The organism is Rhodococcus sp. NyZ502 (assembly GCF_041464245.1).
In the GTDB taxonomy this organism is placed as follows: Bacteria; Actinomycetota; Actinomycetes; order Mycobacteriales; family Mycobacteriaceae; genus Rhodococcus_F; species Rhodococcus_F qingshengii.
Genome location: NZ_CP167155.1, coordinates 5,643,681 through 5,668,864 on the forward strand (window position 1 = coordinate 5,643,681; position 25,184 = coordinate 5,668,864).

Sequence of the window (25,184 nt, forward strand, 5' to 3'; positions counted from 1 at the left end):
AGCGGTGAGCGGACGGTCAGTCCTTCGGTCCACCGGCGACGTAGACGACCTGACCGGAAACGAAGCCCGCGCCTTCGCTGACGAAGAACGACGCGGTGTGCGCGATGTCCTCGGGCTGACCGACACGGTTGACCGGGATCTGCGAAGCGGCAGCGGTCTTGAAGTCGTCGAAGCCGACGCCCATGCGCTCGGCCGTTGCGGCGGTCATCTCGGTTTCGATGAATCCGGGTGCAATGGCGTTGGCGGTGACGCCGAACTTGCCCAGCTCGAAGGCCAATGTCTTGGTGAATCCCTGCATGCCGGCCTTGGCTGCGGAGTAGTTGACCTGTCCGCGGTTGCCGAGAGCCGACGTGCTCGAGAGGTTCACGATGCGGCCGAACTTCGCTTCCACCATGTACTTCTGCACCGCACGCGACATGAGGAACGCTCCGCGCAGGTGGACGTTCATCACCGAATCCCACTCGGCAACACTCATCTTGAACAGAAGGTTGTCGCGAGTGATACCGGCATTGTTGATCAGCACGGTAGGTGCACCCAGGTCTGCGGCCACACGATCCACTGCTGCAGCAACCGAAGCCTCGTCGGAGACGTCAGCGCCGACGGCCAGCGCCTGTCCGCCTGCGGCCTTGATCGCGTCGACGGTTCCGGCACACGCCGCTTCGTCGAGGTCGAGCACGGCGACGGCAAAACCGTCTTCCGACAGTCGCTTCGCTACTGCCGCACCGATTCCGCGTGCTGCACCCGTGACAATTGCGGTTCTACGTTCCTGGCTCACTGGCCCTCCATACTTTCGTGATTCGACGGACACCGGACGATCTCGTCAGATCCCGGCCTGATCTGCAATTTCCCTGGCTTTGGCGACCAAGGCGTCAATACGTTCCACGGTGGGAGTTCCGCTCTCGGCGGCATTCTGCGGTTCGTCGCGGGCGCGACGCATCACGCCCTCGGCGATCACAGCAATCTTCCACAGTCCCAACGTGTGCCAGAACTTCAGCGCAGCAGGATCCCGTCCGGTGGCCTCGAGATAGATCCGGGAGATCTCCTCTCGCGAGGGGAATCCCGGGAGTGCCGACGCCGGGAAATCGCCGCCGGTATTCTCACCAGCCGCCGGCCAGTACGCCAACAAGCTTCCGACGTCCGCCAACGGATCACCGAGAGTGCAGAGTTCCCAGTCGAGGGCCGCGACAACTTCGCCGTTCTGAGCGGAGGTGATCACATTGCGCAAGTGAAAGTCGCCGTGCACCAACGTGGTTTCGGTATGAGCCGGCTGAGCTGCAATCAAGCGTCGCGTGAGATCGTCGAGATCGGGGCATTCCCGCGTCTTCGACTGTTCCCACTGCCCACCCCAACGCTTCAGCTGCCGTGCAGCGTAGGGCTTGTGGCTTGCCAGGTCGTCGAGGCCGGCCTTCTTCAGATCCACGGCGTGTATCTTCGCCAACGTCTGAGCCAGCGAGATGCCGATTGCCCGACGACGATCTTCCGACAACGCCTCCGCAAGAGGCATTCGGTCCACCACTTCGCCGTCCACGAATTCCATGAGGAGCAGCGGAACTTCGGTGACGGCAGGATCCTCGGTCAACCCGAATACTCGCGGCGAAGGCACGTCGGTGGATTCGAGAGCGCTCAGGATTCGAGCCTCACGCGCCACGTCGTGAGCCGAGGCCAGCAGATGCCCCAGCGGTGGGCGTCTTAGCACCCAGCGATTGCCGTCCTGATCGCGAACCAGGTACGTGAGATTCGACTGCCCCAAGCCGATTCGATCGAAGGACAACGGCCCGGAAAAGTCGATCCCCAGGCCTGCGATCCACCCGGTGACCGCTTCGGTATCGAGTCCCACTACTCCGACGCTAGCCACCGACGGACGCTCCCTGCCGGAACGGGAGTGCGTCACCCAACAACTGGCCACCGTCGATGGTCATGATCTCGCCGGTGATCCACTGGGCTGCATCCGAAACCAGGAAGGCAATGGCAGCGGCCACGTCCTCGGGTTCACCGATGCGTCCGAGAGCAGTCGACGCGGACACCGCTTCTTCGTGTTCTTTCCACAGAGCTTCGGCGAGTTTGGTTCTCACCACTCCCGGCGCAACGGCGTTGACACGAATCTTCGGTGACAACTCGAGCGCCAACTGCTTGGTGATGTGGATCAGAGCAGCCTTCGACGCGTTGTACGTACCGATTCCCGCCTCGAACGCCATGCCGCCGATCGAAGCGGTGTTGACCACGGAACCACCGTGCTCGCCCATCCAGGCCCGCGCTGCGAGGCCGGTCCACAGGACTGGAGCCCACACGTTGACGTCGAAAGTCTTGGCGAAGCGCGAGTGATCCTGGTTGATGATCGGCCCGAACGACGGGTTGGTGCCCGCGTTGTTCACCAAGATGTCGAGACTGCCGAAACGCTCGATCGTCTGCTCGACGCACTTGCGTGCAGCATCCTCGTCCGTCGCGTGAGCGCCGACGCCGATCGCGTTGCCGTTCACCTGCGCGGCAGCCGCATCTGCGGATTCCTGTGAGCGCGAAGTCAGTACGACGTTTCCGCCCGCCGCCGCAATCGCCTGCGCGGTCGCGAGGCCGATGCCCCGCGATGCGCCTGTGACGATTGCCGTCTTACCGGTGAGATCCAGTCCTGCCATGTCAGTTCGCCTTGACTTCGCGGTACTTGCGCAGTTCCTGCTTGGCGATGGCGCGCTTGTGCACCTCGTCCGGGCCGTCGGCCAGGCGAAGGGTGCGCATGTGGGCGTAAGCCATCGCGAGCGGGAAGTCGTCGGTGACGCCGCCACCGCCGTGAACCTGGATGGCGCGGTCGATGATCTTGAGCGCGATGTTCGGTGCCGCAACCTTGATGGCTGCGATCTCGGTGCGCGCTTCCTTGTTGCCCACCGTGTCCATCATGTGTGCGGCCTTGAGCGTGAGGAGTCGAACCATCTCGATGTCGATACGAGCCTCGGCGATCCAGTCCTGGATATTCGCGTTGTCACTGACGGGCTTCCCGAAGGTGATGCGGGTGGATGCGCGCTTGCACATCAGTTCCAGTGCGCGCTCGGCCATTCCGATTGCACGCATGCAGTGGTGGATGCGGCCGGGGCCGAGGCGGGCCTGGCTGATCGCGAATCCTTCACCCTCACCGGCGAGAATGTCCTTGGCCGGGACGCGCACGTCCTCGAAAGTGATCTCGCCGTGTCCTTCGCGGTCCTGGTAGCCGAAAACCGGCAGGTTGCGCAGGATCGTGACGCCGGGAGCATCGATCGGCACGACCATCATCGACTGCTGACGGTGGGTGGCGGCATTGAAGTCGGTCTTACCCATGACGATCAGAACCTTGCAGTTCTGGTGCAAGGCGTTGGAAGCGAACCACTTACGGCCGTTCAGCACGTACTCGTCGCCGTCACGGTCCATACGGAGCTGGATGTTGGTGGCGTCGGAGCTGGCAACCTCGGGCTCGGTCATCGCGAAAGCGGAACGAATTTCGCCTTCGAGAAGCGGCTTGAGGTACTTCTCCTTGTGCTCGTCGGTGCCGAAGAGCGTGAGCACCTCCATGTTTCCCGTGTCCGGAGCGGCGCAGTTGGTGGCCTCGGAGGCCAGGTGGCTGCGGCCCATGATCTCCGCGAGCGGTGCGTATTCCAGGTTGGTCAGGCCGGGGCCCCATTCGGGATGGGGATGGAAGAGGTTCCACAGCCCGCGGGCCTTGGCTTCCTTCTTCAAGTCGTCGATGATCGGCGGCTGGAAGTGCGGGTTACCGGACTCACGCATCTGCTCTTCGTAGACCGCTTCGGCCGGGTAAACGTGCTTGTCCATGAAATCGAGCAGTTCGGCCTGGTACTTCTTGGTGCGATCCGAGAACTCAAACACTGACATGTGAACTCCTGACAGAGAGGGAAGGAAAATTGGGGGCTCGATGTTCGAGATGGCTGTTGACGCCCTCGACGACATCCGGGCCGTGAAATGCGTTCAGCATCAGCGATTCCGCACGCCTGGCGGAATCGGTGAAGGTCGAGTGCGCGTCGGCACTCATCTGAGATTTGATGACGGAGAGGGACGTCGGCGAGCAGTTCGCCGCGATGTCCTCGGCGTAAGCAATCGCCGCGTCCAGAACGTCACCGCCGCTGACCAGGTGGTCGATCAAACCGATACGGTACGCCTCGTCGGCATCCGCCATCCGGCTGGAAAGCAGAAGATCGACTGCTCGACTGTGCCCGACCAAGCGGGGCAACATCCAGGAGATGCCGTACTCCGCAATCAGGCCGCGACGCGCGAACGCGGTAGTGAATCGTGTTGCGCTCGAACCGAAACGAACGTCGCAGTACAGAGCCTCGACCATTCCGAGCCCGGCAGCGACGCCGTTGACGGCGGCGATCAGCGGCTTGCGGATGGTGGTCGGGAAATGACGGTCTCGCGGCCGGACAAGATCACTTTCGGAGACTTCGCCGACGTTCTTCAAATTGCCGAGGTCAGCCCCCGAGCAGAATCCTCGGCCGGAGCCGGTGACAACAATTGCTCGGACACTGGGATCTTCGTCTGCCATCGCCAGAAAGTCGTAATACTGATCTTCGAGCTCGTTGGTCCACGCGTTGAGAACACGGGGCCGATTGAATGTCAGAACCAGCACCGCTCCTCTCTGCTCGGAGAGGACGAGTTCCTCGGTCATCGCGTTCCCGCGAGGAGCGACGCCTGGTACCGGCGCATCCCGCGCAGCCAACGGTCGTAGTCGGCGCCCTTCTGCCGGTACATGTCCAGCACGTTCTTGTGCGGAAGGATGAGAAATTCTTCGGCATCCACTGCCGCAAGAACGATTTCGGCGCATTCGGCAGGCTCGAGAACATTGCCTGCCGCAAGCACGGCTCCGGTTGCGGCCTTGCCGACCGGATCGCCGGAGTTCTCACCTTCGTAGAGAAGCTTGGTGTTGACGCCCATCGGGCACAAGCAACTGACGCGAACACCCTGATCTCCGTAGGTGATCGAGAGCCACTCGGCAAACGCGACCGCGGCATGTTTGGTCACCGAGTACGCGGCGGACCCGACCTGACTGAGCAAGCCGGCCGCAGAGGCCGTGCTGATGAAGTAGCCCTGCCCGCGCTCCGTCCAGCCGGGGACGAGGAGCCTGGCAGCGCGAATGTGGGCGCGAACGTTGACGTCGATCGTCGTGTCCCAGACGTCTTCACTGATGTCGAGGCCCATGCCACCGGTAACGCCGGCATTGGCGAAGTAGAGGTCGACCGGGCCGAATTCCTTTTCCGCCTGCGCGATCAGGCCCGCAATGACCGTCTCGTCGGAGACGTCGCCACCGGCAGACACGGCCGCTCCGGGACGCTCCGCGTTGATCGCCTCTGCTACTGACGAAGCTGCTGCCCCGTCCAGGTCAGCCACTACGACGCGAGCACCCTCGGCAGCCAGTCGCTCGGCCAGTGCACCGCCGATTCCCCCGCCGCCACCGGTGACAATTGCTACCTTCTGGGCAACCTTCATGAGCGATTCCTCTCGCTTGCGTCATACCTACGCGCTGACAGTGATCCACGTCTCCCCTCATGTATAGTTGAATCCGGCGTCAGTTTCAACCGTCGAATCGCGACGGTCACCCGAACGGCCCGTTCCGTCCTCCTGAACTGCGAGTAAAGGGATAACGATGACTGAAAACCAATTGCCCGTCCGCCCGTCCACCTTCGCCGAGCTCGAGAAGCTCATCGGCCAGGAACTTGGCCCGACGGAGTGGTACGACATCACCCAGGAGCGCATCAACGCGTTCGCCGAAGCCACAAACGATCATCAGTGGATTCATGTCGACCCGGAACGAGCCGCATCGAGCCCGCTCGGCAGCACGATCGCGCACGGACTCTTCAGCCTCTCACTGGGACCCCAGTTCTCCTACCAACTCATCCACTTCGACGGCTTCGCCCACAGCCTCAATTACGGCTACGACAAGGTTCGCTTCCCCGCTCCCGTTCCCGTGGGATCCCGGGTCCGCATGCGCGCAACCGTCGTGTCCGCGGAGCAGTTGCCCGGCGGAATCCAAGTGAAGATGAGCCAGGTGGTCGAGCGCGAGGGTTCCGACAAGCCCGTCGTGGTCGCCGAATCCGTCGCTCGCGTCGTCGAAAAGAGCTGAACCGAAAAGAGCTGAACCGAAAAGAGCTGAACCGAAAAGAGCTGAACCGAGACTGGGACGCCCGGCCGCTCGAACATCGATGCAGCCGGGGCGGCCCACCTCGTCAGAGACGGTCGGGGAACTTCAGAGCGTTCGCCCACAGATCGGTCACAGTGGCGACAATCTGATCGAACTCCGGTGAACGCCCGTCCACCTCACCCTCACGAAGGGTGAACAGACTGTAGGCGAGTCGACTCACCATGCCGGACAGAGCAATCGACGCCGTCATCGGATCCAGCGCCGTGTCCGCGATGCCGCGGGACTGCAGATCTGCGATCCCGCGGGCATTACGGCGTATGAACGCATTGGCACGCTCGCTGCGGAACTTCCGGAACTCCGGGTCGATGTGAGCAACCTGCTCCATGAGCCCCATCAACTTCGCATTGCGTTGATACGCGGCCAGATACGCTCGATTACTTGCCTCGAGCACGGCGTACGGATCGTCCGCGCTCGCAACGCGTCCCATGCCCGGGTGCATCATGTCGTCTCGCGCGACCTCGAGGACGGCGGCGAACACCTCTTCCTTGTTCGCGAAGTACGTGTAGAACGATCCCGTCGCGCAACCGGCTTCTTTTGCGATGTCGATCAAACGTGCATCGAGATAGCCACTGCGCTCGAAAACCTTACGGGCAGCAGCAACCAATGCCGCACGCGTGCGTGTCCCCCGCTCGGTGGTCGGTCGATCCCGGAGCAGCGCGGGCGGAGCCACCGGTAAGGCGGCAATTCGCGATTCGTCGTCGAGCACGGTGCGCTCCTCATCCTTCCGATCAACATCATTTTCGGGACAATCCCAGCAGACTCGATGTTGACGCCGGATTCAAGTGTACGCTCTGGTGAGACCCAGGACACACAATCGGTCGATTCCTCCCGAAAGGCAGAACCATGGTTAGCGTTCTCGACCCGGTGACCCGTCACGCGGAAGCCACTCCGGAAAATATTGCAATTCGCGGCACGGATAGTCATTGGACATACCGACAGCTTCACGACGCGTCTCTGGCGTTCGCCGGCCGCATTCGCGACGAAGGGTTGAGCATCGGCGACCGGGTTCTGCTCGCGGCGCCGTCGGTGCCTGAATTCATCGTGGCGTACATGGGGATTCAGGCTGCAGGTTGTGTCGTGGTGCCCATCAACACGATGTCGGCGCAACCCGAAGTCGAGTACGTACTGGACGACGCCGAGATTTCGCTGGCGATCGCCTGGCACCAGCTCGGTCCCGCAGTTCAGGATGCAGGGAGTGCGCGCGGCGTCCCGGTGTGGACGCTCACCGAAGAATCGGCGAAGGCCGACCATCCACCGGCAACGGTGGTCGACCGCGACACAGCGGACACCACGGCGATTCTCTACACCTCCGGTACCACCGGACGTCCGAAGGGCGCTCAGCTGACAGTCGGGAATCTGTTGTCTGCCGGTGAGATCGGCGCCGAGAGCAGCCGCGGAAATCCCTCGGACCGCACCGGTACCGGGCTGCCGCTCTTTCACATCTTCGGCCAGGGTTCGGTCATGATGGCAACCTTCACCGGCGGCGGATCGCTGTCCCTGCTCGCCCGGTTCGACCCGGCCGCCATGCTCGATCTGGTGCGTCGGGACAAGCTCACCATCATGGCCGGCGTCCCCACCATGTGGAATGCCATGCTGCACGCCGCAGCCGACGTGGACAGCTCCGACTTCGAACAACTGCGGATCGCAATCTCCGGTGGCGCATCACTTCCCGGTGAAGTCGCTCGCGCCTTCGAAGCACGGTTCAACTGCACAATCCTCGAGGGCTACGGCCTGACCGAGACGAGCGCATTCGGAACTTTCAACAGCATCGACCGCGTCGCAAAGATCGGATACACCGGCCGCGCCGTACCGCGCACCGAGGTCGAGGTCCGTGATCACGACGGAAATGTCTGCCAGGCAGGCACAGTGGGCGAGGTATTCATCAAAGGACCGACGGTCATGAAGGGCTACTGGAAGCGCCCGGCCGACACGGCCGCCGTCCTGTCCGACGACGGATGGTTCCGCACCGGAGACCTCGGCGAGACCGACGCCGACGGTGACCTTCGCATCGTCGACCGCGTCAAGGACCTCATCATCCGCGGTGGATACAACGTCTATCCAGGCGAGGTCGAAGAGGTGCTCTACCAGCACCCCGACATCATCGAGGCCGCGGTGATCGGTATACCCGACGACTACTACGGCGAGGAGGTTGCGGCGGTGGTGGCCGTGCGCCCAGGCTCCGACCTCGAAGCAGATGACGTCACCTCGTGGGCTCGGGAACGTCTGTCCGCCTACAAGATTCCGCGGGTGGTCCAGTTCATCGACGCGCTCCCGAAGGGTTCGACGGGAAAGATCCTCAAGCGATCGATCGACCGCACTGAACTCCTCGCCCAGAAGCAGAACTGAAAACACAGGTGAACCCCGGCGAGATTTCGCCGGGGTTCACCTGTCCATGCGCTCAGAGTGCCCTGTCCATGCGCTCAGAGTGCCCTGTCCATGCGCTCAGAGTGCCCTGTCCATGCGCTCAGAGTGCGTCGAAGTACTCGATCTGCGGGGCGCCTGCGAGGAAGGGCGCCATCGCCTTTCCCGCGGCCTGGAAATGCTCGGACGATCCATGGGCCTTGATCGCAGCACTGTCTTGATACAGCTCCATGAACTTGTACGAATTCGTATCCGTCTTCGAGCGGATCAGTTGATACAGAACCGTTCCGGGCTCTTCCGTGCGCACCTTCTCGGCAAGTTCGGCGACTACGGCTTCGAACTGTTCGCCGCTTCCGTCTTTGACGGTGATATCCGCGATGACAGCAATCATTCATTCCTCCAAAAGTGTTCCAGCAGTATTCGAGTGTTACCGAGAACCTACAGTTTCACTGCATGGGCAGTAGTCCGAACGTCGATTCCAACTGACTGCGAGTGCTTTCCGCATCGGTGTGGAGAATGCCGGCGATCCCCAATCGTGCCGCGCCGTCGAGGTTCTGTTGCAGGTCGTCGATCATCACGGCGCCTTCGGGCGCAACACCCAGCCGCTCACACGCGATGGTGTAGATCTGACGAGAGGGCTTACGAATCCCGACTTCCGAGGAGATCACCACTTCGTCGGCGAGGTCCTCGAGCACAAAACCCGCGTAGCAATCACGCCCGAAAGCATTGGACACGAGCGCAACAGGGTGACCCGCCGCTCGGACATCCGCGAGCAGACGCACCATCTCCTCGTCTCGAATCAGCCCGGCTTGCATACGGTCGACCAATCCAACGCTGTCCACAACGGCGCCGTGCGCTCGTAGCCGTTCCCCGAATCCTGCTTCGAAGGCCTCCTGGTCGATCTTTCCGGATTCGTGATCGGAGAGCAGTTTCTTCGAGACGTCGTCGCGGGAGAGCAGGGTCAACGGAAGTCGTGGGTCGCCGCCAAGCGAGGCCCCGAAATCTTCGAAGGCCCGCAGCACACTGGAGGTGAGAACTCCACCGAAATCGACGAGCACTGCCGTACGCGTGGGTGTCATTGCTCCATCAGACACCAAACATGAACCCGGCGTCAACATCAATTTTGGCGTAGCGAGAATTGCAAAGTGTTGATCCACAACCGGTTGACGGTATCGAGCAGACCGTCGAAGGTCACTCCGGCGGCGCCGTCCTCGCCGCCGCGGGATACGAAGTACCCGAACGCAAGTCGACTGATCATCCCGGAGAGTGCCCGAGACGTCAGTAGCGGATCCAGATTCGCGTCCGCCAGTCCGGTCTTCTGCAGCTTCTCGATACTGCGCGCGTTGCGTCGAACAAACGCGTCAGCACGCTCGAGGCGGAGAACCCGGAACTCCGGATCGATGCTTGCTACCTGCTCGAGCAGTCCCATCAGCTTCGCATTCCGTCGGTATGCCTCGAGGTACGCGCGGTTACTCGCCGCGATGACCTCAGCAGGATCCGCGCCTTTCGGAGTGTGCGGCATACCCGGATGCATCATGTCTTCGCGCGCCAACTCCATCACTGCCGCGAAGATCTCTTCCTTGCTCGCGAAGTAGGTGTAGAAGGTACCGGCCGAGCACTGCGCCTCTACAGTGATGTCGATCAGCCGCGAGTCCAGATAGCCGGACCGTTCGAAAACGGTGCGGGCCGCATCGATCAACGCTCGACGCGTACGCAAACCACGCTGAGTGGAGGGGAGTTCCCGTGACACTGTCGACGAAGCATCTTCGGAGCCTGTGCGTGCTGCAGCCATGCTCCAGTTATACGTCAGACGCCCGCTACCGGTGACCGATAGCGGGCGTCTACTCGAAACCGAAAGAGTTACTTGGCGTACAGGTGCGCGCCCGGAATTGCGTTCGGATCGTCCCGAACTTCCTTCGGGTTGGTCTCTTTCAGCACCCAGGCACTGAAGAAGGTCACCAGACCCATGAGGGCTACGAACACGGCAACCCATGTAGTGGTCCCGGTCTTCGCGATGAGTGCCGTCATGATGAACGGAGTACCACCGCTGACCGTGATCGCCGCCAGCTGGTACGCCAACGATGCTGCCGAGTAACGCACGTTGGGCGCGAACAGCTCACCCATGTACGCAGCGATCGGCCCGTAGGTCATCGACTGGAACACGCTGCCGACTGTCACCGCGATGAAGAACAGCGGCAGGGACTTGGTGTTGATCAACCAGAAGTACGGGAATGCCCAGACCACGATCGCCGCGGCGCCGATCAGGATCATCGGACGACGACCGATCTTGTCGGACATCTTCCCGGACCACAGCACCACACCGACTGTCAGCAACGCACTCAGGAGCGAGATGATGAGCAGTGAGTTCCGCTTCAACCCCAGTTCGGTTGTGCCGTAGCTGAGCACGCCGGCGATGCTGATGTAGAACAGTGCATTGGTGGCGGCCAGAAGTCCGCAACCGAGCAGAATCTTGCGCCAGTGATCCTTGAGCGCCTGCGCCAGTGGAGCCTGAACGACCACGTCCTTTTGGTTCTTCTTGGCGTCTTCCTGCAACTCGAGGAATTCCGGCGTGTCCTCGACCTTCGTCTGGATGTACAGAACCACGGGGAAGAGCAGCGCGCTGGCGAAGAACGGAACCCGCCAACCCCAACTCAGGAATGCTTCGTTGGAAATGGTCGCGGTCGCGACGAGGAAGACCAAGTTGCCCAGCACTACACCGAACGAAACACCCATCTGACCGAAAGTGCCTGAGAATCCGCGCTTCTTGGGACTCGCGGATTCGGTGAGGAGAAGGACGATTCCGCCCCACTGGCCACCGCAGGCGAGACCTTGGATGAATCGCAGTGTCACGAGGAGAATCGGAGCGACTACGCCGATTGCCGAAGCACTCGGAATCGCGCCGATCAGGAACGTCGCGACAGCCATCAGCAACAGGCAGGTGACGACGGCGGGCTTACGTCCGTACTTGTCGCCGAAGTGTCCGGCGACCAAACCGCCGATGGGGCGGGCAACGAAGCCGGCCCAGAACGTACTGAACGAGAGCAGTGTGCCCATCAGTGCGGATGAATCGGGGAAGAACACATGCGGAAAGACCAGTGCCGCAGCCGTTCCGTACAAGAAGAAGTCGTACCACTCGATGGAACTGCCGAGCAGTCCCGCGCCTAGAAGTTTGCGGTGCGCCTTCTTCTTCTTCCGTTCCTGATCGGACAGGCCCCCTGCCTGCGTGCTCGAATCCACTGCCGATCTCGTCATGGGTTACTCCTCGATGGGTCGGACGCTCGTCGCGCCGGGAGTTGAGAAGCGGAACCGGGCCAGAAGTAGAAACTGACACCAACTTCAACTCTGTGGCGTTGCGATCAGTCTGCGATACAAAAAGAGTGATGTCAATCACTGAAATACATTGCCGCATAGGGGACTAAATCCCCTACCGATGCTCGTCAGCCACCACGACGAATGGCCGGCTCACCTTGTCGGCCGCCGGCAATTCGTTTGTCAGGTAGATCTAGTTCGGTACCCGCAGTTCACGACGAAGAATCTTGCCGCTCACTGTTTTCGGCAGGTCATTCATGACCTCGACGATGCGTGGATACTTGTATGCTGCAAGCCTTTCCTTGCAGAACTCAACCAGATCCTCGGTGGTCGCCTCGAAACCGTCCTTGAAAGACACGAAGGCCTTCACGGTTTCGCCCCGATACGGATCCATGACACCGACGACAGCAGCCTCTCGTACGGCAGGGTGTTCGTAGAGAACATCTTCCACTTCGCGTGGCCACACTTTGAAGCCCGAGGCATTTATCTGATCCTTCATCCGGTCGACGATGTAAAACCAACCGTCGCCGTCCATGAATCCGATGTCGCCGGTGTGAAAACGCCCGTCCGGCATGGCATGTGCGGTCTCGTCCGGCTTGTTCCAGTATCCGAGTGCAACCTGGGGACCGGAGACCACGATCTCGCCGTACTCCCCGACCTGTACCGGCTTGTCGTTCTCGTCCACCACCTCGGCGTACGTATTCGATACCGGTACGCCGACAGCAACGGCCCCCGACGCCGGATCTACCGGCGCTTCACGCGAATTCGGCACCACGATTGCCGGGCTGTTCGTCTCGGTCAGCCCGTAGCCGTTGTGAATGTAGTGACCGAACTTCGCCCGGAACGCTTCCAACGCCGCGTGCGGGATCGGCGCTCCACCCGAATACACCGACTCGAGAGAGCTCAAAGATTCCTTCGAGACTGCGGCGCTGTCCGTCCACGCGATGAATACCGTGATCGCTCCGATGATCGCGGTAGCCCGATGCTCCGAAATCGACTCCGCTGCAACGATGGGATGGAATCGGCAGGTCAGAATCGTGGGCGCGCCGGCCAGGAGTGGAGCCGCGACGTGCCCGATCAACCCGGTGATATGGAACAGTGGCGCCACCGCGAACATCGCGCCGCCGGGGCGCAACCCCAGCCAGTCCCGATAGATCTGCGCTGCGAACACGACATTTGAGTGCGTGTTCATCGACCCCTTCGGCGGGCCGGTCGTCCCCGACGTATAAGGAAGGTAGGCAAGGTCTTCCGGGGACAGATCGACCTTCTCGGGCTTCTGCCCTCGATGAGCCTCGATCAGTTCCAGTAGGTCCGGAAATCCATCATGACGAATCCTGGACGCCGAACCGAAGATCCGTTCATCGTCGCGCGACTGAAAATCCCGTTCCGACGTAGTGATGACCCGTCGCACTTCGGTGCCCTCGGACGCAGTCGCCACGGTCTCGGCCGAGGACTCGAGACAGATGACTGCTACCGCTCCGCTGTCGGCCAGTACGGTGGACAGCTCACGGTCGCGGTACATCGGATTGACCGGAACGACGACGGCACCGAGCTTCCAGACCGCGACTGTCGCGATCACGAACTGCGGAACATTCTGCAGGACAAAGGAAACTCTGTCTGCGAACCCGATTCCATCCTTGGCGAGGGCTACGGCAAGCGCATCCGACATCTCGTCGAGCTCGGCAAAGCTGACGGTCCTGTCGAAGTACCTGATGATCGGGGCGGTGCGATCGCGCTCCAGCGAAGCACGGAACATCGCGAGGGCGTCGACGTGCTCGATGTCTACGTTCGGCGGAGTGTCGGCGTCGTAATTGGCGAGCCAGGGCTTGCTCTCGTACACGTTGGTCATATCTCAGCTCTCGAAATACCGACGTGGGTTGTCCACCAGCATCGCCTTGACCTGGTCTTCGGTGACACCACGTTCGAGCAGCGCCGGAATGACATCATCACTGATGTGGGTGTAGTTCCAGTTCGGAAGTGCCACTTCTCTTGCCGCGCTGGGGAAGTAGTCGATGAAACACGACGCGTCATGTGCCAGAACCATCTTCTCCGCGTAACCGCGACGGGCCATCTCCACCACGGTGTTGACACGATCCTCGAACGACAGGAACGGTTCGAGACCGAAACGGTCCATCCCCAGTAGCGAACCGGCATCGGCCAGCGCACACAAGTAGTCGAGATCGGTGGTGTCGCCGGAGTGACCGATGACCACCTTGGTCAGATCCGCACCCTCTTCGGCCAGAACCTTCTGCGCGACCAGCCCGGATTCAGTGTGCGGATTGGTGTGCACGGTGATCGGCACTCCCGTTTCCACCTGCGACTGTCCAACCGCGCGCATGACCCGCTCGACGCCGGGGGTAAGGCCCGGCTCCTCGATGGCGCACTTCAGGAAGGAGGCTCGGACACCGGTTCCGGCGATTCCTTCCCTGATGTCCTTGACGAACAGTTCGACCATCGGCTCGGGGCCGTCGAACAGCAATCCCGGTCCGGTGTAATGGAATTGGAAGGGAATGTCGTTGTAGGTGTAGATGCCGGTAGCAACGATGATGTTGAGATCGACCTGCTCGTTGATCCGGACGATGCGCGGAATGTACCGGCCGAGGCCGATCACCGTGGGATCGACGATCGTGCTGATTCCGCGGGACTTCACCTCGGTCAGCTTTGCCACCGCGTCCGCTACCCGTACTTCCTCGTCCCAGGGTTCGGGGTAGTCGGGGTAGTTCTGGCGCAACTCCTCACCCAGAACGAAGACATGCTCGTGCATCAACACCTTTCCCAGATCGGCTGTATCCACCGGCCCACGAACGGTTTGTACTGAACTCATCGATCGAACCCCTGACTGTGATCGCCATCACTAACATGAGACAATGAGCTAGTGTGTCTCACGTGGCCAGGTTCGTCAATAGGCTCGATCCCCCGAGGCTCACCATTTTTCAACGGCCGAAATTGTGCAGTACCGGACAACCGGAGAGAATGTCCCGATGCCTACCGACCTCGAACGCCGACGCGCGATCGACACCGCCGCGAGCATGTACCTCGCGGAGGAACCACTCGACATGTCACTGCTCGCCGAACGTCTCGGCGTAGGGCGCGCGACGCTGTACCGCTGGGTCGGCAACCGCGACGAACTGCTCGGAACAGTGCTGGCCGAGGCCACCGAACGGACATACCGAAAGGCGATGTCACAGGCGTCGGGGCAAGGTCCGGAGTACATTCTCGACGTCTTCGGCCGCGTTATGCGATCGGTGGAATCGTCGACAGAACTGCGCGCGCTGACCAAACGCGAACCGATGGTGTTCATCAAACTCGCGATGATGCCCGGCTCCATCGAATCGATCTCCGCCTCCATCACCGCCGAAATCTTGCAGTCCCAGGTCGACGCCGGCCAACTGACGATCACGCTCTCGCCGCAAGTGCTGGGCGAAGCCCTCGTTCGCATCTGCGACGTACACCTCTACGCCCCCCTGCTCGGCCGAGAAAAGGCCGAGATCGAGACGGCTCTCGACCTGATCGCACTGCTCCTCGGCGTCACCCGCAACTGACACGCTTCGACCGCGTGAACACTACGGCGACACACCGGCCACCCGAGTCCTCAGACGTCTGATGAGTTGTTACTCTTTCGGTACCCACCCGAGAGGCAAGCCGTGTCCGACGACCACACAGGATTCACACTTCGCAGTGGTCCGCTGGTACCGCAACTCGAACAGTTGCTGCGCGGGCGAATCATGCATGGAACGTGGGCGCCGTCCGAGCGCATACCGAGCGAGGCGGCCCTCGCCGTCGAACTCGGCGTCGGGCGTTCCTCGATTCGCGAGGCAATCCGCCTCCTCGCTCGCGACGGACTACTCGAAGTCCGACACGGCGTCGGAACCTTCGTGGCTGCCGCGTCCGAACTCGAGCACGTCGACGAATTCACCAAACTTCTTCGACGCTCGAGGATCCTCGAGGTCTTCGAAGTCCGTCGCGCACTCGAGATCGAGGCCGCCAGACTGGCCGCGGAGCGGGTACAACCTGAGGACCTCGACGGCCTGCGGCGTCGACTGACCATGCGACACAGTCATTTCGAGGGTGATGTCGAGAAGTTCGTCGACGTCGACCTCGACTTCCACACCGAAGTCGTTCGACTGTCAGGAAACGCAGTTCTGCTCTCGCTTTTCACGTCGGTGCGTCCACTCCTTCGTGAATCCCTCGTCGAGATGATGGCCCACGAGGCCGGCGTCCCCGACACCTCACATGCCCATGATCAGTTGGTCGAGGCCCTTCAAGACGCCGACCCAGAAGCCGCGGTAGCGGCAACTCGAGCAAACATCGACACCGTCCTACGACGACTGCGTGTGCTCGACGCCTAAGAGAGGTTAGTTCTCGTGCAACACCCCACCGGCACAGTTCTGTCGACCGAACACGTGGATCTCGTCCGCGACGGCCGATACTTGTTGAAAGACATCAACATTTCGATCGAACCCGGACAACACTGGGTCCTCCTCGGCGCGAACGGCGCGGGCAAGAGCACGCTTCTGAGCCTGCTCGGAGCAACCGCCCACCCGACTCGCGGTTCCGTTTACGTCCTCGGCCACAAGTTGGGCCGCGTCGACATGAGGGAACTGCGGATGGACATCGGGCACGTGAACCCTCGTCACACGATCGGAATTCCGATCACCGTCCGCAACGTCGTGATCACCGGCCTCACCAACACCACCGAGGTGATGCCGCGCTGGTCACCGACGCCGGAGCAAGAGGCTCACGCCGACGCACTGATCGATCTACTCGGAATGAGTCCGCGTTCGGACGCGCTGTGGCCCAACTTGTCCCAAGGCGAACGGGGACGAGCCCTGATCGCCCGCGCACTCATGGTCGAACCGCGCCTGCTTCTGCTCGACGAACCGGCGACCGGGCTCGATCTTGCTGCACGCGAACAACTCTTGACGGCACTGGACGACCTCCGCAATCAGAACCCGTCACTTGCCAGCATCCTCGTGACGCACCACATCGAGGAGATCCCCAGCACCACCACACATGCTCTTCTGATCAAGGACGGCGTCGTGACCGCCAGCGGCCTCGCCGAGGATGTGATCACCACCCAGAACATCAGCGAGTGCTTCTCGCATCCCATCGAGATCGAGCGTCGTGGTGGTCGGTGGAATGCTCAGTCGCGGCCACGCGAAAGAGTGTGACCGACAGTAGTTTCAGAGACGTCTGGCGCCGGGTCCCTCCCGGCCCAGTTCGTCTCCAGGGTTGAGCAGGTTGCATGTTTTCAGTGACAGACACCCGCAGCCGATACAGCCCGTCAGTTCGTCCTGCATCCGGTTGATGGCCTGCTTGCGATCCTCGAGGCGCTGATTCCACTCCGTGGAAATCTTGCGCCAGTCCTTCTTCGTCGGAGTTCGCCCCTGCGGCAACGATCCGAATACTTCGGCAACTTCGGCCAGGGGTATCCCGAATCTGACTGCCAACTGGATCAGCGACACCCGCCGGATCGAATGCCGCGGGAACTTCCTCATATTTCCTGCCGTCCGCTCCGCAGGAACCAGACCGAGTGTTTCGTAGTAGCGCACAGCCGACACGGCGACGCCAGTGCGCTCCGATACCTCGCCGATCGAGAGAAGTTCGTCACTCTTACGGATCATTCTGCCTCCCAATGGCTGCGCGACATTGACCTGAAGCGCACTTGAGATTCTACCTTCGACAACATGCACTCCCCCACCGATGCTCCCACCGGAACCTGGCGGCAGCTCCTGAGCGGTCGATACCTCGGCACCGCTACCGTCCTCGCAGGCGGCGTTGCGCTGTACGCGACCAACGTCTACCTGACGACCAGCCTGCTTCCGACTGCCATCGACGACATCGGCGGTCAGCAGTACTACGCCTGGACCGCGACGGTCTTCCTCATTGCTTCCGTCATCTCTTCGATGTTGGTCACCAACGTCCTCGCTGCCAGGGGACCGCGCGGGGCCTACCTGATCGGCCTCGCGATCTTCGCGCTCGGCACCGTTGTCTGTGCGGTCAGCCCGACGATGGAATTGCTGTTGGTCGGCCGCACGATCCAGGGTTCGGGCGGTGGCCTGCTGGCCGGTCTCGGTTACGCCGTCATCAATGCCGCGCTCCCCAGACATCTGTGGACTCGCGGGGCCGCGCTGGTTTCGGCGATGTGGGGAGTCGGCACCTTCGCCGGCCCTGCAATCGGCGGTGTCTTTGCTCAGTTCGGAGCCTGGCGATGGGCTTTCGGCGTCCTGGTCATCGCGACGATCGCAGTCGCCGCTCTCGTCCCCAGCGCGCTACCGGCACATGAACCGGGCAGCACCACCAGTAGCCCGGTGCCGGTCCTCTCGCTGGCATTGCTGACTGCGGCAGCTTTGCTGGTCAGCGTTGCCGGAATTCTGTCCAACCTCGCCGTGACCGCCGCAATGGTTCTCGCCGCTGTGCTGCTACTGATCGCTTTTGTCGCCGCTGACCGTCGCTCGCGCCACGGCGTACTACCGCCGTCGACGTTCAACGCGTCGTCCCTCAAATGGGTGTACCTGACCATCGTCGTCCTCGCTGTCGCGTCGACCGTCGAGACGTTCATTCCACTCTTCGGGCAACGACTTGCCGGCCTGGCGCCGCTCGCGGCCGGATTCCTCGGGGCCGCACTCGCTCTCGGCTGGACTCTCGGCGAAATCCCGAGCGCCTCGGCAACAGCCCCTCGTATCGTGCGACGAATCGTTGTCAGCGGTCCGATCCTCGTCGCGATCGGGTTGGGCATCATGGCAGCATTTCTCACCGAACACGCCGGCGCCGGTGCGGTGGTCGCGTGGGTGATCGGACTGCTGTTCGCCGGCGTCGGAATCGGCATCGCCTGGCCTCATCTTGCAGTCGGGGCGATGACCTCGGTCACCGATCCCGGAGAAGGTGCGCGTGCCTCCGCTGCCATCAACACCGTTCAGCTGATCGCCAATGCCTTCGGTGCAGCCCTGGCCGGAGTGCTGGTCAACATCGGCGAACCGTCGACGCTTCGTTCTGCGCAATTGCTTCTCTTCACCTTCGCCGCTGTCTCGATCATCGGCATTGCCGTGGCAGCTCGCGCACTTCCGCGAACGCCCGACAAAATCGGCAGCCCCGAAATCGTTCACGACGCTCGCTAAACTGTGAGAAACCCACACGGAGGAGTTGGCCAGTGACAGAACCGGATCCGGGCACAGTGGAAACCGACTTCCCGAAGACGGGAGCTCCCGCACAGCGCGCGCTGATCGCAGCGGGTTACACCCATCTCGCGCAGCTGACGTCCGTGTCCGAGAAGGAACTCGGCGCTTTGCACGGGATGGGACCGAAGGCCTTGAGGATTCTGCGCGAAGCACTCGCCGAACGTGGTCTGAGCTTCGCCGACTGAGCTCTCACATCAGACCAGGCTCGCCCGCACCTGGTTGCCACCTTCGCGCTTCGCTTCGTACATCACCGAGTCCGCGACGCGGAAGAGTTCGGCAAAAGCAGCGTCGACGGACTCACCCGGATTCCGGGGCGCGGTGCGGATCGCCATTCCGATGCTCGCGCTCGTCGGAGGGTCATCGTTCGCTCCGTCCATCGCGGAGCGGATCTGTCCTTCCAGCCTGGAGATCACGCTGACCGGTACCCGTTCGACCACGACGAACTCGTCACCGCCCATACGAGCAGTCAAGGCGGACTGGGTTGTCCACAAACGGATGCGCAGTGCAGTTCGCATGATCGTGCTGTCTCCTACGTCATGGCCGTGAACGTCGTTGATCGTCTTGAAGCGATCGAGGTCGATCACCACTACGAGCAGTGCATCCGCTTCGGTGACCGGAGCGCCCATCAAGTCGTTCACCCGACGCGCCAATCCGCGACGGTTGAGCAGTCCGGTCAACGGGTCGATGTCGGAGGTAGTGGCATCCGAACCCAGGACCGCCAGAACAATCTGTGACACAACAGGAATCACGATGATCGTAGCCAGCACAACCGAGATCTTCGCCAGTCCCAAGCCGACGTCCGCTGCTGGCCCGAACAACAAAGTCCACCCCGAAAGCACCGTGACGGTCGAGGCGAAGACCAAGTGACCGACTTGGAGTTTCGGATTGTGGAAGAACGCGATGTAGCCGCCGATCGACGCGAAAACGACGCACGCGATGAGTCGTCCCAGCGGTTCCGAGTCGGTTGCGGCCGCCGCCGCAATCGCGACGTCGGAACCCACGACAAAGGTGTACGACCACAGCGGCGTAGGCGGAAACAGCCACCAGATCAGGGCCGCGCCGAGGCACAGCGCGATGACCGCCAGATTGACCGCTCGCCAGAACGTACCTTGCGGACCGACGTCACTGAATCGCGCCGACAGCAACACCAGCCCCATCCAGAATGCTGTTCCGCCGACCAGCGCCCGGCAGGAAGTCAAGAACCCGCGGTCCTGGAGGTACCTGCTGAAACTGTGGAACTGGTCCGGCAACTGCCACCAGCGCATGACGACGTCGACCAAACCGTTCATCGCCGATCAGCCGATGCAGCTCCGCAACTTTTGGGCGTACTTCGACGAAACGGACTCGCTGATTTCCCCCCGGAGCACACTGGCATATCCGGCAGCATAGTCAGCGGCGACAGACAAAAACCGTTCTGCCGGATTTGAATCGGTCGATCAACTCAAAGCGTCGTAGGCCGCCGATACGTACTGCGCCGATCTCTCGGAACCGAGCAGACCCGGCCCCATCTTGTTCATCACGTACGAGAACGTCATGCGCTTCTCGGTGTCGATGATGATCTGCGAGCCACCCCAACCTCCCCAGAAGCAGATTCGCCCCTCCGGAATGAACGGGACGGACTCGGGCGTCGGCAATCCGAGTCCGACGCCGAAGCGGACCGGCACGCCGAGGACGAGGTCGACCCCGTACGACTGCTCCTCGAAGATCTTGTCGATCGTTTCCTCCGACAGCAAGCGAACGTCACCGACCTTGCCACCGCACGCGATCACCGATTGGATCCTTGCGAGTGCCCTCGCATTCGAATGACCGTTGGCCGCACCGATCTCGGCGGCGCGCCACCCGTCGGTCCACGAACCTGTAGCGTCAGCGGGCGGCGCGGTGAATGTCTTCACCATGATGTTGTCCATCCCGAGTGCCGCGATGTCGATCGGCAACGGCGGTGGCGCAATCACATTCGAGACTCGCCCGTATTCCGACTTCGGCAAGCCCAGGCGGAAATCAGCATCGAGTGGGCCGGCGATTTCCTCGTCGATGAAGCGGCCGAGGGTTCGTCCGTCGATGCGCCTGACGACCTCGCCGATCAGGTGGCCGTAGTTGAGGGCGTGGTATCCGGATGCCGTACCCGGTTCCCACCACGGAGCCTGCGTCGCCAACCGGGCGGTGGCATATTCGTCGTCGCAAATGTTCTCGAGGGTGAACGGTTGATCCCACCCCGACACACCCGAGGTGTGCGACAACAGTTGCCGGACCCGAATTCGGTCCTTGCCCGCTGCTGCGAATTCCGGCCAGTACTGCGCGACCGGGGCGTCGAGATCAAGCAACCCGCGGTCGACGAGCATGAGCGCGGCCAGTGCGGTCACGGTCTTGCTGCAGGACCAGACATTGGTAACGGTGTCGCGAGACCAAGGAGCAGTGTGCTCGACGTCGACCCAACCGCCCCACATGTCGACGACGGATTCGCCGTCGATCGTCAGTGCGATCGCTGCCCCGACGTCCTCGCCGGAATCGAGATTGCGTGCCAGCGCCTCCTTCAAGCCAGAGAATCGCTGGTCACATACGCCTTCGATGTTCGCCACTGACAGCCTCCACAGGAATGATGAAACTTGACGTCAACTTCAACTATGTCGAGTATGTGTCCGATTCACCTGTGGTGTCAATCACTTCAAGTGCCAGAGTCGGCTCAGACCAACGGGATTCCCTTGGCGATGCGCCGACGCAGATCCCAGAGATAGAAGTTGTAGGGAAACATCCGCAGAATCTTCGGACTGAACCGATTGACCAGCGCGGCGACGCGCATGGATCGGTCGAAGTTACGCTGCTGACGCACTGACCACGGGAGCCGCATTTCGTCACGAAAGGCTTGGGGCAGGAACCCGGTGGTGACAAATCGGTTGAGCGGACCGACCACGGGATGCAACAACTTCGGAGTGAAGGTCGCCGACGCGATCCCGTAGAGATGCTCACGAATCGTCTCGTCGATCGCCACCTTGTCGAGGTTCTCGTTCCAGTAGACCTCGAACGCATCCCGGTCCGCCGGCCACATGTCGCGTCGCATCTGAAGGGTTGTACCGAACGTGGCGCTGCGCTGATAGAACGCATCCCGGGTGACCGGATCGAGATCCCCGTACAAGATTTTGTAGACGTCCTCGAAGCCTCGGTACAGGCAGGCGGCTACCCACAACTGCAGTTCGGGATCGAACGCGTTGTATTCGACCGCGCTGTTCTCATCGGAGCGAACGTGCTTGTGAGAGCCGTTGACTGCGCGTCGGTACAGCTTCTTTTCTTCGTCCGTCGCCAGGCTTGCGACGGCGAGATACGTCAGCGTCGTCCGGGTTCGCTTCACCGGATGCCGATCCAACCGACCCGTCTCGACCTTGCTCTCATACACGCCGTACCCCACCGCCGGGCGCGCCAACTGCATGATGACGTTGGCGCCTGCAGCCAACAGTCCGAGCCCGGACATCGCCTTTTCAACCTCGGCGTCGATGTCGACCGCCTGGACGCCGACCGCTCCGATGCCGCCTGCCACCGCTTCCTCGCGCCCGTCCATCGAATCCCTACTCACCGTCACGGCAGAACCCCTTCGAGTCGATATCTGCGAACGCATGTTCTCAGATGAGTGAAACGCCGAAATGCCGAGATGTCAAGCAATCTCTGGATGCAAAGATGGTCTTCATGAATGACCAACCGCGTTCGTACGGTGGCGTCGACGGCGCGCTCCGCGTAGCCCAACGACGGGAGGCGCTGATCGAGGCCGGTCTGGAACTCATGGGCTCCGCCGAGCCCGAACTGACGGTCCGCGGAGTGTGCAAGAAGGCCGGTGTCGCGGCGCGGTACTTCTACGAGAGCTTCACCGATCGTGATGCTCTGATGTCGGCCGTCTACGACACCGTCATCACGGACATCGCCGTTTCAACCCAGGCTGCAGTGGACGCCGCCGAGACCGAACGCGGCAAGGCGCTCGCTGGAATCGCGAACATCGTCCGCACTATCGCGAACGATCCCCGTCGCGGACGTCTACTGTTCTCCAGCGCCCTGACGAGCCCTGTCCTGGCCGAGAAACGCCAAGCGTCGACGACGATATTCATCGGTCTCCTGGCCGCCAACGCGAAGACCTTCTACCGATTGAACGACAGCGGTCATCTGACCCTGACCGCCACGTTCCTGGTCGGCGGCCTGGCGCAGACCCTCAGTGCATGGCTCGACGGGTACATCGACGTGACGGAAGAAGAACTGGTCGCCGAATGTGCGGCGATCCTGCTCGCACCCGCCCTGCCGCCGTCTTGAGCTCCTGATTCAGTCCCAGATCCCGATGTTGTCGAGGTGAGCGAGAAGTCGAGCAGCGCCGTCGGAGAACTGCAGACTCATCTGCGCGTCCACCTGTTCTCGATCGTGCTTCTCGAACGCCGCGATCAAAGCATCGTGGCTCGATACCGCAAGCTCACCCCAGCCTGGATCCGTCGCGTAGAGACGAGCAGGGGTGTACCGAATCGCGCCGAACAGGAACCATGCCAACTTCGCACCACCCGCAGCGCGATTGATCAGGCGATGGAACTCGAATTCGCACTGCTCGATCGCAGCTGCATCCGAAGCGTCGACCGCCGCTCGCAAATCGGCATTGAGTTCCGTGAGTTCCGCGAGTTGATCAGCGGTGATGCTGTCCATCGCCCGCAACGCCAGCTTGACCGCGATCTGCCCCTGCAACCAGAAGATGTCTTCGATGTCCTGGCGACTGAGGGGCGAGACGAGATAGCCGCGATGCGGAACCAACTCGACCATCCCCTCGCCGCGTAATGCGACGAGGGCTTCTCGCACCGGCGTGACGCTGACCCCGAGGTCGGCCGCGGTTTCGTCCAGCCTGACGAACTCGCCCGGACGGACCGAGCCGGACATGATCAGGTTGCGAACGTGGTTGGCCACGTCCTCCGACAACTGTGGCCGTCTCCTCAGCTCAGATGTCGCTCTCCGAGTGCGTGCAGACGTTGCCACAACCGATCCTCACAGTCCGTACGTTTTGCCGATGATGTCTCGCTGAATCTCGTTGGTACCACCATAAATGGAGGACACAAGAGTCTTTCGCACATGGTGCTCCATGTCGAACTCAGTCGCGTAACCGTACCCACCCATCATCTGCATCCCCTCGAGCGCGACCTTCTTGGCGGTCTCGGTCAGCTTGAGCTTGGCCATCGACGCTTCCCGCGGGAACATCTTGGTCGGGTTGGCGTCGACCATCCTGGCCACGCTGTAGACCAGCAGACGGCCGCATTCGATCTCCGTGGCGAGATCCGCGATCCGATGGCGAAGCGCCTGAAACGATCCGACCGGACGGCCGAACTGCTTACGCGTGGTGACGAATTCGAGGGTGTCGTCGAAAGCGCGCTGCGCGGTCCCGAGCATCATCGCCGCGAGGATGAGGCGTTCGATGTTGAGTCCGGCCATGAGTTGACGCCAGCCGTTGCCGACTTCCCCAACCACCGCGTCCTCGGGCAGGAATGTGTCGGTGAAGTAGAGATCGTTGACCTCCTTGCCGCCCATGGTGTCGATTCCACTGATCTTCAATCCGGAGATGTCGGCCGGGACATGGAACATCGTCAGGCCCTCATGCTTGCCTTCACCTCGGGATGTGCGAGCCACCAGAAGGATGTTCTCGGCGAAGTGCGCGTTGGAGCACCACGTCTTCTGGCCGTTGATCAGCCACCCACCGTCGACCTTCTCGGCGCGGCAACTCAGATTTCCCACGTCGGAGCCCGCTTCGGGTTCGGACATCGAGATCGACTGAGACGCGCCACGGACGATCCCGCCGAGCACTGCCTCCTTCTGGGCCGGACTGCCGAACTTCTCGTATGCAGCCCCGGTGATGACGGTCGGGCCCAGTCCACCGATCGGCGCCATACCCTTGGCGGCTTCCTCCAGGAAGATGCACAGGTCGACCGTGCTTCCGGCGGATCCGCCGTATTCCTCCGGGACAGTCAGCCCGAGCCATCCCAATTCCGCCATCTTCTCGTAGAACGCCTGGTTGTGGTTATGGGCGCCATGATCGGTCAGCAGGTCTCGCTGCTCACGGGTACCACTTTCCTTCTTGCAGAACGACGCTACCGACTTGGCGAAATCAGACTGCTCCTGCGTGAAATCCATGTACATCGAAAACTCCCGAGTGAGATGAG

General features: G+C 61.8%; 27 protein-coding genes. 8 read left to right on the plus strand and 19 right to left on the minus strand.

What is annotated here, in order from left to right; translation table 11 throughout:
* Window positions 1-16 precede the first annotated feature (16 nt).
* From fabG to ACBG85_RS26185, 6 genes are read right to left on the minus strand one after another with little or no spacing between them, the layout of a single operon-like run.
* On the minus strand, window positions 17-775 hold the full coding sequence (gene fabG / locus ACBG85_RS26160) for a 3-oxoacyl-ACP reductase FabG (RefSeq protein WP_338926408.1): 759 nt from the start codon (window positions 773-775) through the stop codon (window positions 17-19).
* Window positions 776-820: 45 nt separating this feature from the next.
* Window positions 821-1,855 carry a phosphotransferase family protein gene (locus ACBG85_RS26165; protein WP_065455055.1) on the minus strand — a complete coding sequence of 345 codons (1,035 nt, stop codon included), beginning with the start codon at window positions 1,853-1,855 and terminating at the stop codon, window positions 821-823.
* Window positions 1,848-2,630: an SDR family oxidoreductase gene (locus tag ACBG85_RS26170; protein ID WP_007730827.1), complete on the minus strand. Its 783-nt coding sequence runs from the start codon at window positions 2,628-2,630 to the stop codon at window positions 1,848-1,850. The genes ACBG85_RS26165 and ACBG85_RS26170 overlap by 8 nt, the downstream gene beginning before the upstream one ends.
* 1 nt (window position 2,631) lies before the next feature.
* Window positions 2,632-3,852 (minus strand): acyl-CoA dehydrogenase family protein, encoded by a 1,221-nt coding sequence (locus tag ACBG85_RS26175; protein WP_019745701.1) that lies wholly within the window; start codon window positions 3,850-3,852, stop codon window positions 2,632-2,634.
* A complete protein-coding gene (locus ACBG85_RS26180) occupies window positions 3,839-4,642 on the minus strand; it encodes an enoyl-CoA hydratase-related protein (protein ID WP_372025399.1) in 804 nt (267 codons plus the stop codon). The genes ACBG85_RS26175 and ACBG85_RS26180 overlap by 14 nt, the downstream gene beginning before the upstream one ends.
* Window positions 4,639-5,460, minus strand: coding sequence for an SDR family oxidoreductase (locus ACBG85_RS26185; protein ID WP_047269419.1), 822 nt, complete (start codon window positions 5,458-5,460; stop codon window positions 4,639-4,641). Before ACBG85_RS26185 ends, ACBG85_RS26180 begins: the two co-directional genes overlap by 4 nt.
* A gap of 157 nt (window positions 5,461-5,617) precedes the next feature.
* Between ACBG85_RS26185 and ACBG85_RS26190 the strand changes: the two genes are divergently transcribed.
* Window positions 5,618-6,094, plus strand: coding sequence for a MaoC family dehydratase (locus tag ACBG85_RS26190; RefSeq protein ID WP_003942878.1), 477 nt, complete (start codon window positions 5,618-5,620; stop codon window positions 6,092-6,094).
* A 103-nt stretch (window positions 6,095-6,197) separates the two neighbouring features.
* Here ACBG85_RS26190 and ACBG85_RS26195 read toward each other — a convergent pair whose 3' ends face one another.
* Entirely contained in the window at window positions 6,198-6,878 is a 681-nt protein-coding gene (locus ACBG85_RS26195; protein ID WP_054187502.1) for a TetR/AcrR family transcriptional regulator, read from the minus strand.
* A gap of 137 nt (window positions 6,879-7,015) precedes the next feature.
* Between ACBG85_RS26195 and ACBG85_RS26200 the strand changes: the two genes are divergently transcribed.
* Entirely contained in the window at window positions 7,016-8,518 is a 1,503-nt protein-coding gene (locus ACBG85_RS26200; RefSeq protein WP_063315559.1) for a class I adenylate-forming enzyme family protein, read from the plus strand.
* 118 nt (window positions 8,519-8,636) lie between these two features.
* Here the strand turns inward: ACBG85_RS26200 and ACBG85_RS26205 are convergent, their stop codons facing one another.
* The 6 genes from ACBG85_RS26205 to ACBG85_RS26230 all read right to left on the minus strand — a co-directional run bounded on the left by ACBG85_RS26205 (window position 8,637) and on the right by ACBG85_RS26230 (window position 14,666).
* Window positions 8,637-8,924 (minus strand): putative quinol monooxygenase, encoded by a 288-nt coding sequence (locus ACBG85_RS26205; protein ID WP_007730819.1) that lies wholly within the window; start codon window positions 8,922-8,924, stop codon window positions 8,637-8,639.
* 55 nt (window positions 8,925-8,979) lie between these two features.
* Window positions 8,980-9,612 carry an HAD family phosphatase gene (locus ACBG85_RS26210; RefSeq protein WP_315873464.1) on the minus strand — a complete coding sequence of 211 codons (633 nt, stop codon included), beginning with the start codon at window positions 9,610-9,612 and terminating at the stop codon, window positions 8,980-8,982.
* A 38-nt stretch (window positions 9,613-9,650) separates the two neighbouring features.
* Complete coding sequence (locus tag ACBG85_RS26215) at window positions 9,651-10,325, minus strand: TetR/AcrR family transcriptional regulator (RefSeq protein WP_372025403.1); 675 nt, start codon at window positions 10,323-10,325, stop codon at window positions 9,651-9,653.
* Window positions 10,326-10,393: 68 nt separating this feature from the next.
* Window positions 10,394-11,785: an MFS transporter gene (locus ACBG85_RS26220; protein ID WP_003943131.1), complete on the minus strand. Its 1,392-nt coding sequence runs from the start codon at window positions 11,783-11,785 to the stop codon at window positions 10,394-10,396.
* 250 nt (window positions 11,786-12,035) lie between these two features.
* Window positions 12,036-13,691 carry an AMP-binding protein gene (locus tag ACBG85_RS26225; RefSeq protein ID WP_372025405.1) on the minus strand — a complete coding sequence of 552 codons (1,656 nt, stop codon included), beginning with the start codon at window positions 13,689-13,691 and terminating at the stop codon, window positions 12,036-12,038.
* 3 nt (window positions 13,692-13,694) lie between these two features.
* Entirely contained in the window at window positions 13,695-14,666 is a 972-nt protein-coding gene (locus ACBG85_RS26230; protein WP_003943005.1) for a phosphotriesterase, read from the minus strand.
* A gap of 157 nt (window positions 14,667-14,823) precedes the next feature.
* Here ACBG85_RS26230 and ACBG85_RS26235 point away from each other — a divergent pair, with 157 nt between their 5' ends.
* The 3 genes from ACBG85_RS26235 to ACBG85_RS26245 all read left to right on the plus strand — a co-directional run bounded on the left by ACBG85_RS26235 (window position 14,824) and on the right by ACBG85_RS26245 (window position 17,013).
* A complete protein-coding gene (locus ACBG85_RS26235; protein WP_003943195.1) occupies window positions 14,824-15,384 on the plus strand; it encodes a QsdR family transcriptional regulator in 561 nt (186 codons plus the stop codon).
* Window positions 15,385-15,486: 102 nt separating this feature from the next.
* Window positions 15,487-16,191 (plus strand): FadR/GntR family transcriptional regulator, encoded by a 705-nt coding sequence (locus ACBG85_RS26240; protein ID WP_003943086.1) that lies wholly within the window; start codon window positions 15,487-15,489, stop codon window positions 16,189-16,191.
* A gap of 15 nt (window positions 16,192-16,206) precedes the next feature.
* Window positions 16,207-17,013: an ABC transporter ATP-binding protein gene (locus tag ACBG85_RS26245; RefSeq protein WP_003943111.1), complete on the plus strand. Its 807-nt coding sequence runs from the start codon at window positions 16,207-16,209 to the stop codon at window positions 17,011-17,013.
* 12 nt (window positions 17,014-17,025) lie between these two features.
* Here the strand turns inward: ACBG85_RS26245 and soxR are convergent, their stop codons facing one another.
* Window positions 17,026-17,466: a redox-sensitive transcriptional activator SoxR gene (soxR, locus tag ACBG85_RS26250; RefSeq protein WP_003943238.1), complete on the minus strand. Its 441-nt coding sequence runs from the start codon at window positions 17,464-17,466 to the stop codon at window positions 17,026-17,028.
* A 63-nt stretch (window positions 17,467-17,529) separates the two neighbouring features.
* Here soxR and ACBG85_RS26255 point away from each other — a divergent pair, with 63 nt between their 5' ends.
* Window positions 17,530-18,960, plus strand: a complete 1,431-nt coding sequence (locus ACBG85_RS26255) for an MFS transporter (protein ID WP_050656772.1) — start codon at window positions 17,530-17,532, stop codon at window positions 18,958-18,960.
* A 32-nt stretch (window positions 18,961-18,992) separates the two neighbouring features.
* Complete coding sequence (locus ACBG85_RS26260; protein ID WP_007730800.1) at window positions 18,993-19,205, plus strand: hypothetical protein; 213 nt, start codon at window positions 18,993-18,995, stop codon at window positions 19,203-19,205.
* Between the two features lie 9 nt (window positions 19,206-19,214).
* Here the strand turns inward: ACBG85_RS26260 and ACBG85_RS26265 are convergent, their stop codons facing one another.
* The 3 genes from ACBG85_RS26265 to ACBG85_RS26275 form a co-directional block, all read right to left on the minus strand.
* Window positions 19,215-20,309 carry a GGDEF domain-containing protein gene (locus ACBG85_RS26265; protein ID WP_083056378.1) on the minus strand — a complete coding sequence of 365 codons (1,095 nt, stop codon included), beginning with the start codon at window positions 20,307-20,309 and terminating at the stop codon, window positions 19,215-19,217.
* 147 nt (window positions 20,310-20,456) lie between these two features.
* Window positions 20,457-21,596 (minus strand): serine hydrolase domain-containing protein, encoded by a 1,140-nt coding sequence (locus ACBG85_RS26270; protein ID WP_372025410.1) that lies wholly within the window; start codon window positions 21,594-21,596, stop codon window positions 20,457-20,459.
* Between the two features lie 104 nt (window positions 21,597-21,700).
* Window positions 21,701-22,570, minus strand: a complete 870-nt coding sequence (locus ACBG85_RS26275; protein WP_047269413.1) for an oxygenase MpaB family protein — start codon at window positions 22,568-22,570, stop codon at window positions 21,701-21,703.
* 116 nt (window positions 22,571-22,686) lie between these two features.
* On the opposite strand from ACBG85_RS26275, the gene ACBG85_RS26280 reads away from it, so the two are divergent.
* Window positions 22,687-23,307, plus strand: a complete 621-nt coding sequence (locus ACBG85_RS26280) for a TetR/AcrR family transcriptional regulator (protein WP_007730794.1) — start codon at window positions 22,687-22,689, stop codon at window positions 23,305-23,307.
* Window positions 23,308-23,316: 9 nt separating this feature from the next.
* Here the strand turns inward: ACBG85_RS26280 and ACBG85_RS26285 are convergent, their stop codons facing one another.
* Together ACBG85_RS26285 and ACBG85_RS26290 are read right to left on the minus strand one after the other, a co-directional pair.
* Entirely contained in the window at window positions 23,317-24,009 is a 693-nt protein-coding gene (locus ACBG85_RS26285) for a GntR family transcriptional regulator (RefSeq protein ID WP_003942905.1), read from the minus strand.
* Window positions 24,010-24,018: 9 nt separating this feature from the next.
* Window positions 24,019-25,161, minus strand: a complete 1,143-nt coding sequence (locus tag ACBG85_RS26290) for an acyl-CoA dehydrogenase family protein (protein WP_007730792.1) — start codon at window positions 25,159-25,161, stop codon at window positions 24,019-24,021.
* Window positions 25,162-25,184: the final 23 nt, after the last annotated feature.

What these genes read in the sequence shown, in the direction of transcription:
- ACBG85_RS26170 (WP_007730827.1), bottom strand. Translation starts at nt 2,630, where the DNA reads ATGGCAGGACTGGATCTCACCGGTAAGACGGCAATCGTCACAGGCGCA.
- ACBG85_RS26175 (WP_019745701.1), bottom strand. Translation starts at nt 3,852, where the DNA reads ATGTCAGTGTTTGAGTTCTCGGATCGCACCAAGAAGTACCAGGCCGAA.
- ACBG85_RS26180 (WP_372025399.1), bottom strand. Translation starts at nt 4,642, where the DNA reads ATGACCGAGGAACTCGTCCTCTCCGAGCAGAGAGGAGCGGTGCTGGTT.
- ACBG85_RS26185 (WP_047269419.1), bottom strand. Translation starts at nt 5,460, where the DNA reads ATGAAGGTTGCCCAGAAGGTAGCAATTGTCACCGGTGGCGGCGGGGGA.
- ACBG85_RS26190 (WP_003942878.1), top strand. Translation starts at nt 5,618, where the DNA reads ATGACTGAAAACCAATTGCCCGTCCGCCCGTCCACCTTCGCCGAGCTC.
- ACBG85_RS26200 (WP_063315559.1), top strand. Translation starts at nt 7,016, where the DNA reads ATGGTTAGCGTTCTCGACCCGGTGACCCGTCACGCGGAAGCCACTCCG.
- ACBG85_RS26205 (WP_007730819.1), bottom strand. Translation starts at nt 8,924, where the DNA reads ATGATTGCTGTCATCGCGGATATCACCGTCAAAGACGGAAGCGGCGAA.
- ACBG85_RS26210 (WP_315873464.1), bottom strand. Translation starts at nt 9,612, where the DNA reads ATGACACCCACGCGTACGGCAGTGCTCGTCGATTTCGGTGGAGTTCTC.
- ACBG85_RS26215 (WP_372025403.1), bottom strand. Translation starts at nt 10,325, where the DNA reads ATGGCTGCAGCACGCACAGGCTCCGAAGATGCTTCGTCGACAGTGTCA.
- ACBG85_RS26220 (WP_003943131.1), bottom strand. Translation starts at nt 11,785, where the DNA reads ATGACGAGATCGGCAGTGGATTCGAGCACGCAGGCAGGGGGCCTGTCC.
- ACBG85_RS26225 (WP_372025405.1), bottom strand. Translation starts at nt 13,691, where the DNA reads ATGACCAACGTGTACGAGAGCAAGCCCTGGCTCGCCAATTACGACGCC.
- ACBG85_RS26230 (WP_003943005.1), bottom strand. Translation starts at nt 14,666, where the DNA reads ATGAGTTCAGTACAAACCGTTCGTGGGCCGGTGGATACAGCCGATCTG.
- ACBG85_RS26235 (WP_003943195.1), top strand. Translation starts at nt 14,824, where the DNA reads ATGCCTACCGACCTCGAACGCCGACGCGCGATCGACACCGCCGCGAGC.
- soxR (WP_003943238.1), bottom strand. Translation starts at nt 17,466, where the DNA reads ATGATCCGTAAGAGTGACGAACTTCTCTCGATCGGCGAGGTATCGGAG.
- ACBG85_RS26255 (WP_050656772.1), top strand. Translation starts at nt 17,530, where the DNA reads ATGCACTCCCCCACCGATGCTCCCACCGGAACCTGGCGGCAGCTCCTG.
- ACBG85_RS26265 (WP_083056378.1), bottom strand. Translation starts at nt 20,309, where the DNA reads ATGAACGGTTTGGTCGACGTCGTCATGCGCTGGTGGCAGTTGCCGGAC.
- ACBG85_RS26275 (WP_047269413.1), bottom strand. Translation starts at nt 22,570, where the DNA reads ATGGACGGGCGCGAGGAAGCGGTGGCAGGCGGCATCGGAGCGGTCGGC.
- ACBG85_RS26280 (WP_007730794.1), top strand. Translation starts at nt 22,687, where the DNA reads ATGGTCTTCATGAATGACCAACCGCGTTCGTACGGTGGCGTCGACGGC.
- ACBG85_RS26290 (WP_007730792.1), bottom strand. Translation starts at nt 25,161, where the DNA reads ATGTACATGGATTTCACGCAGGAGCAGTCTGATTTCGCCAAGTCGGTA.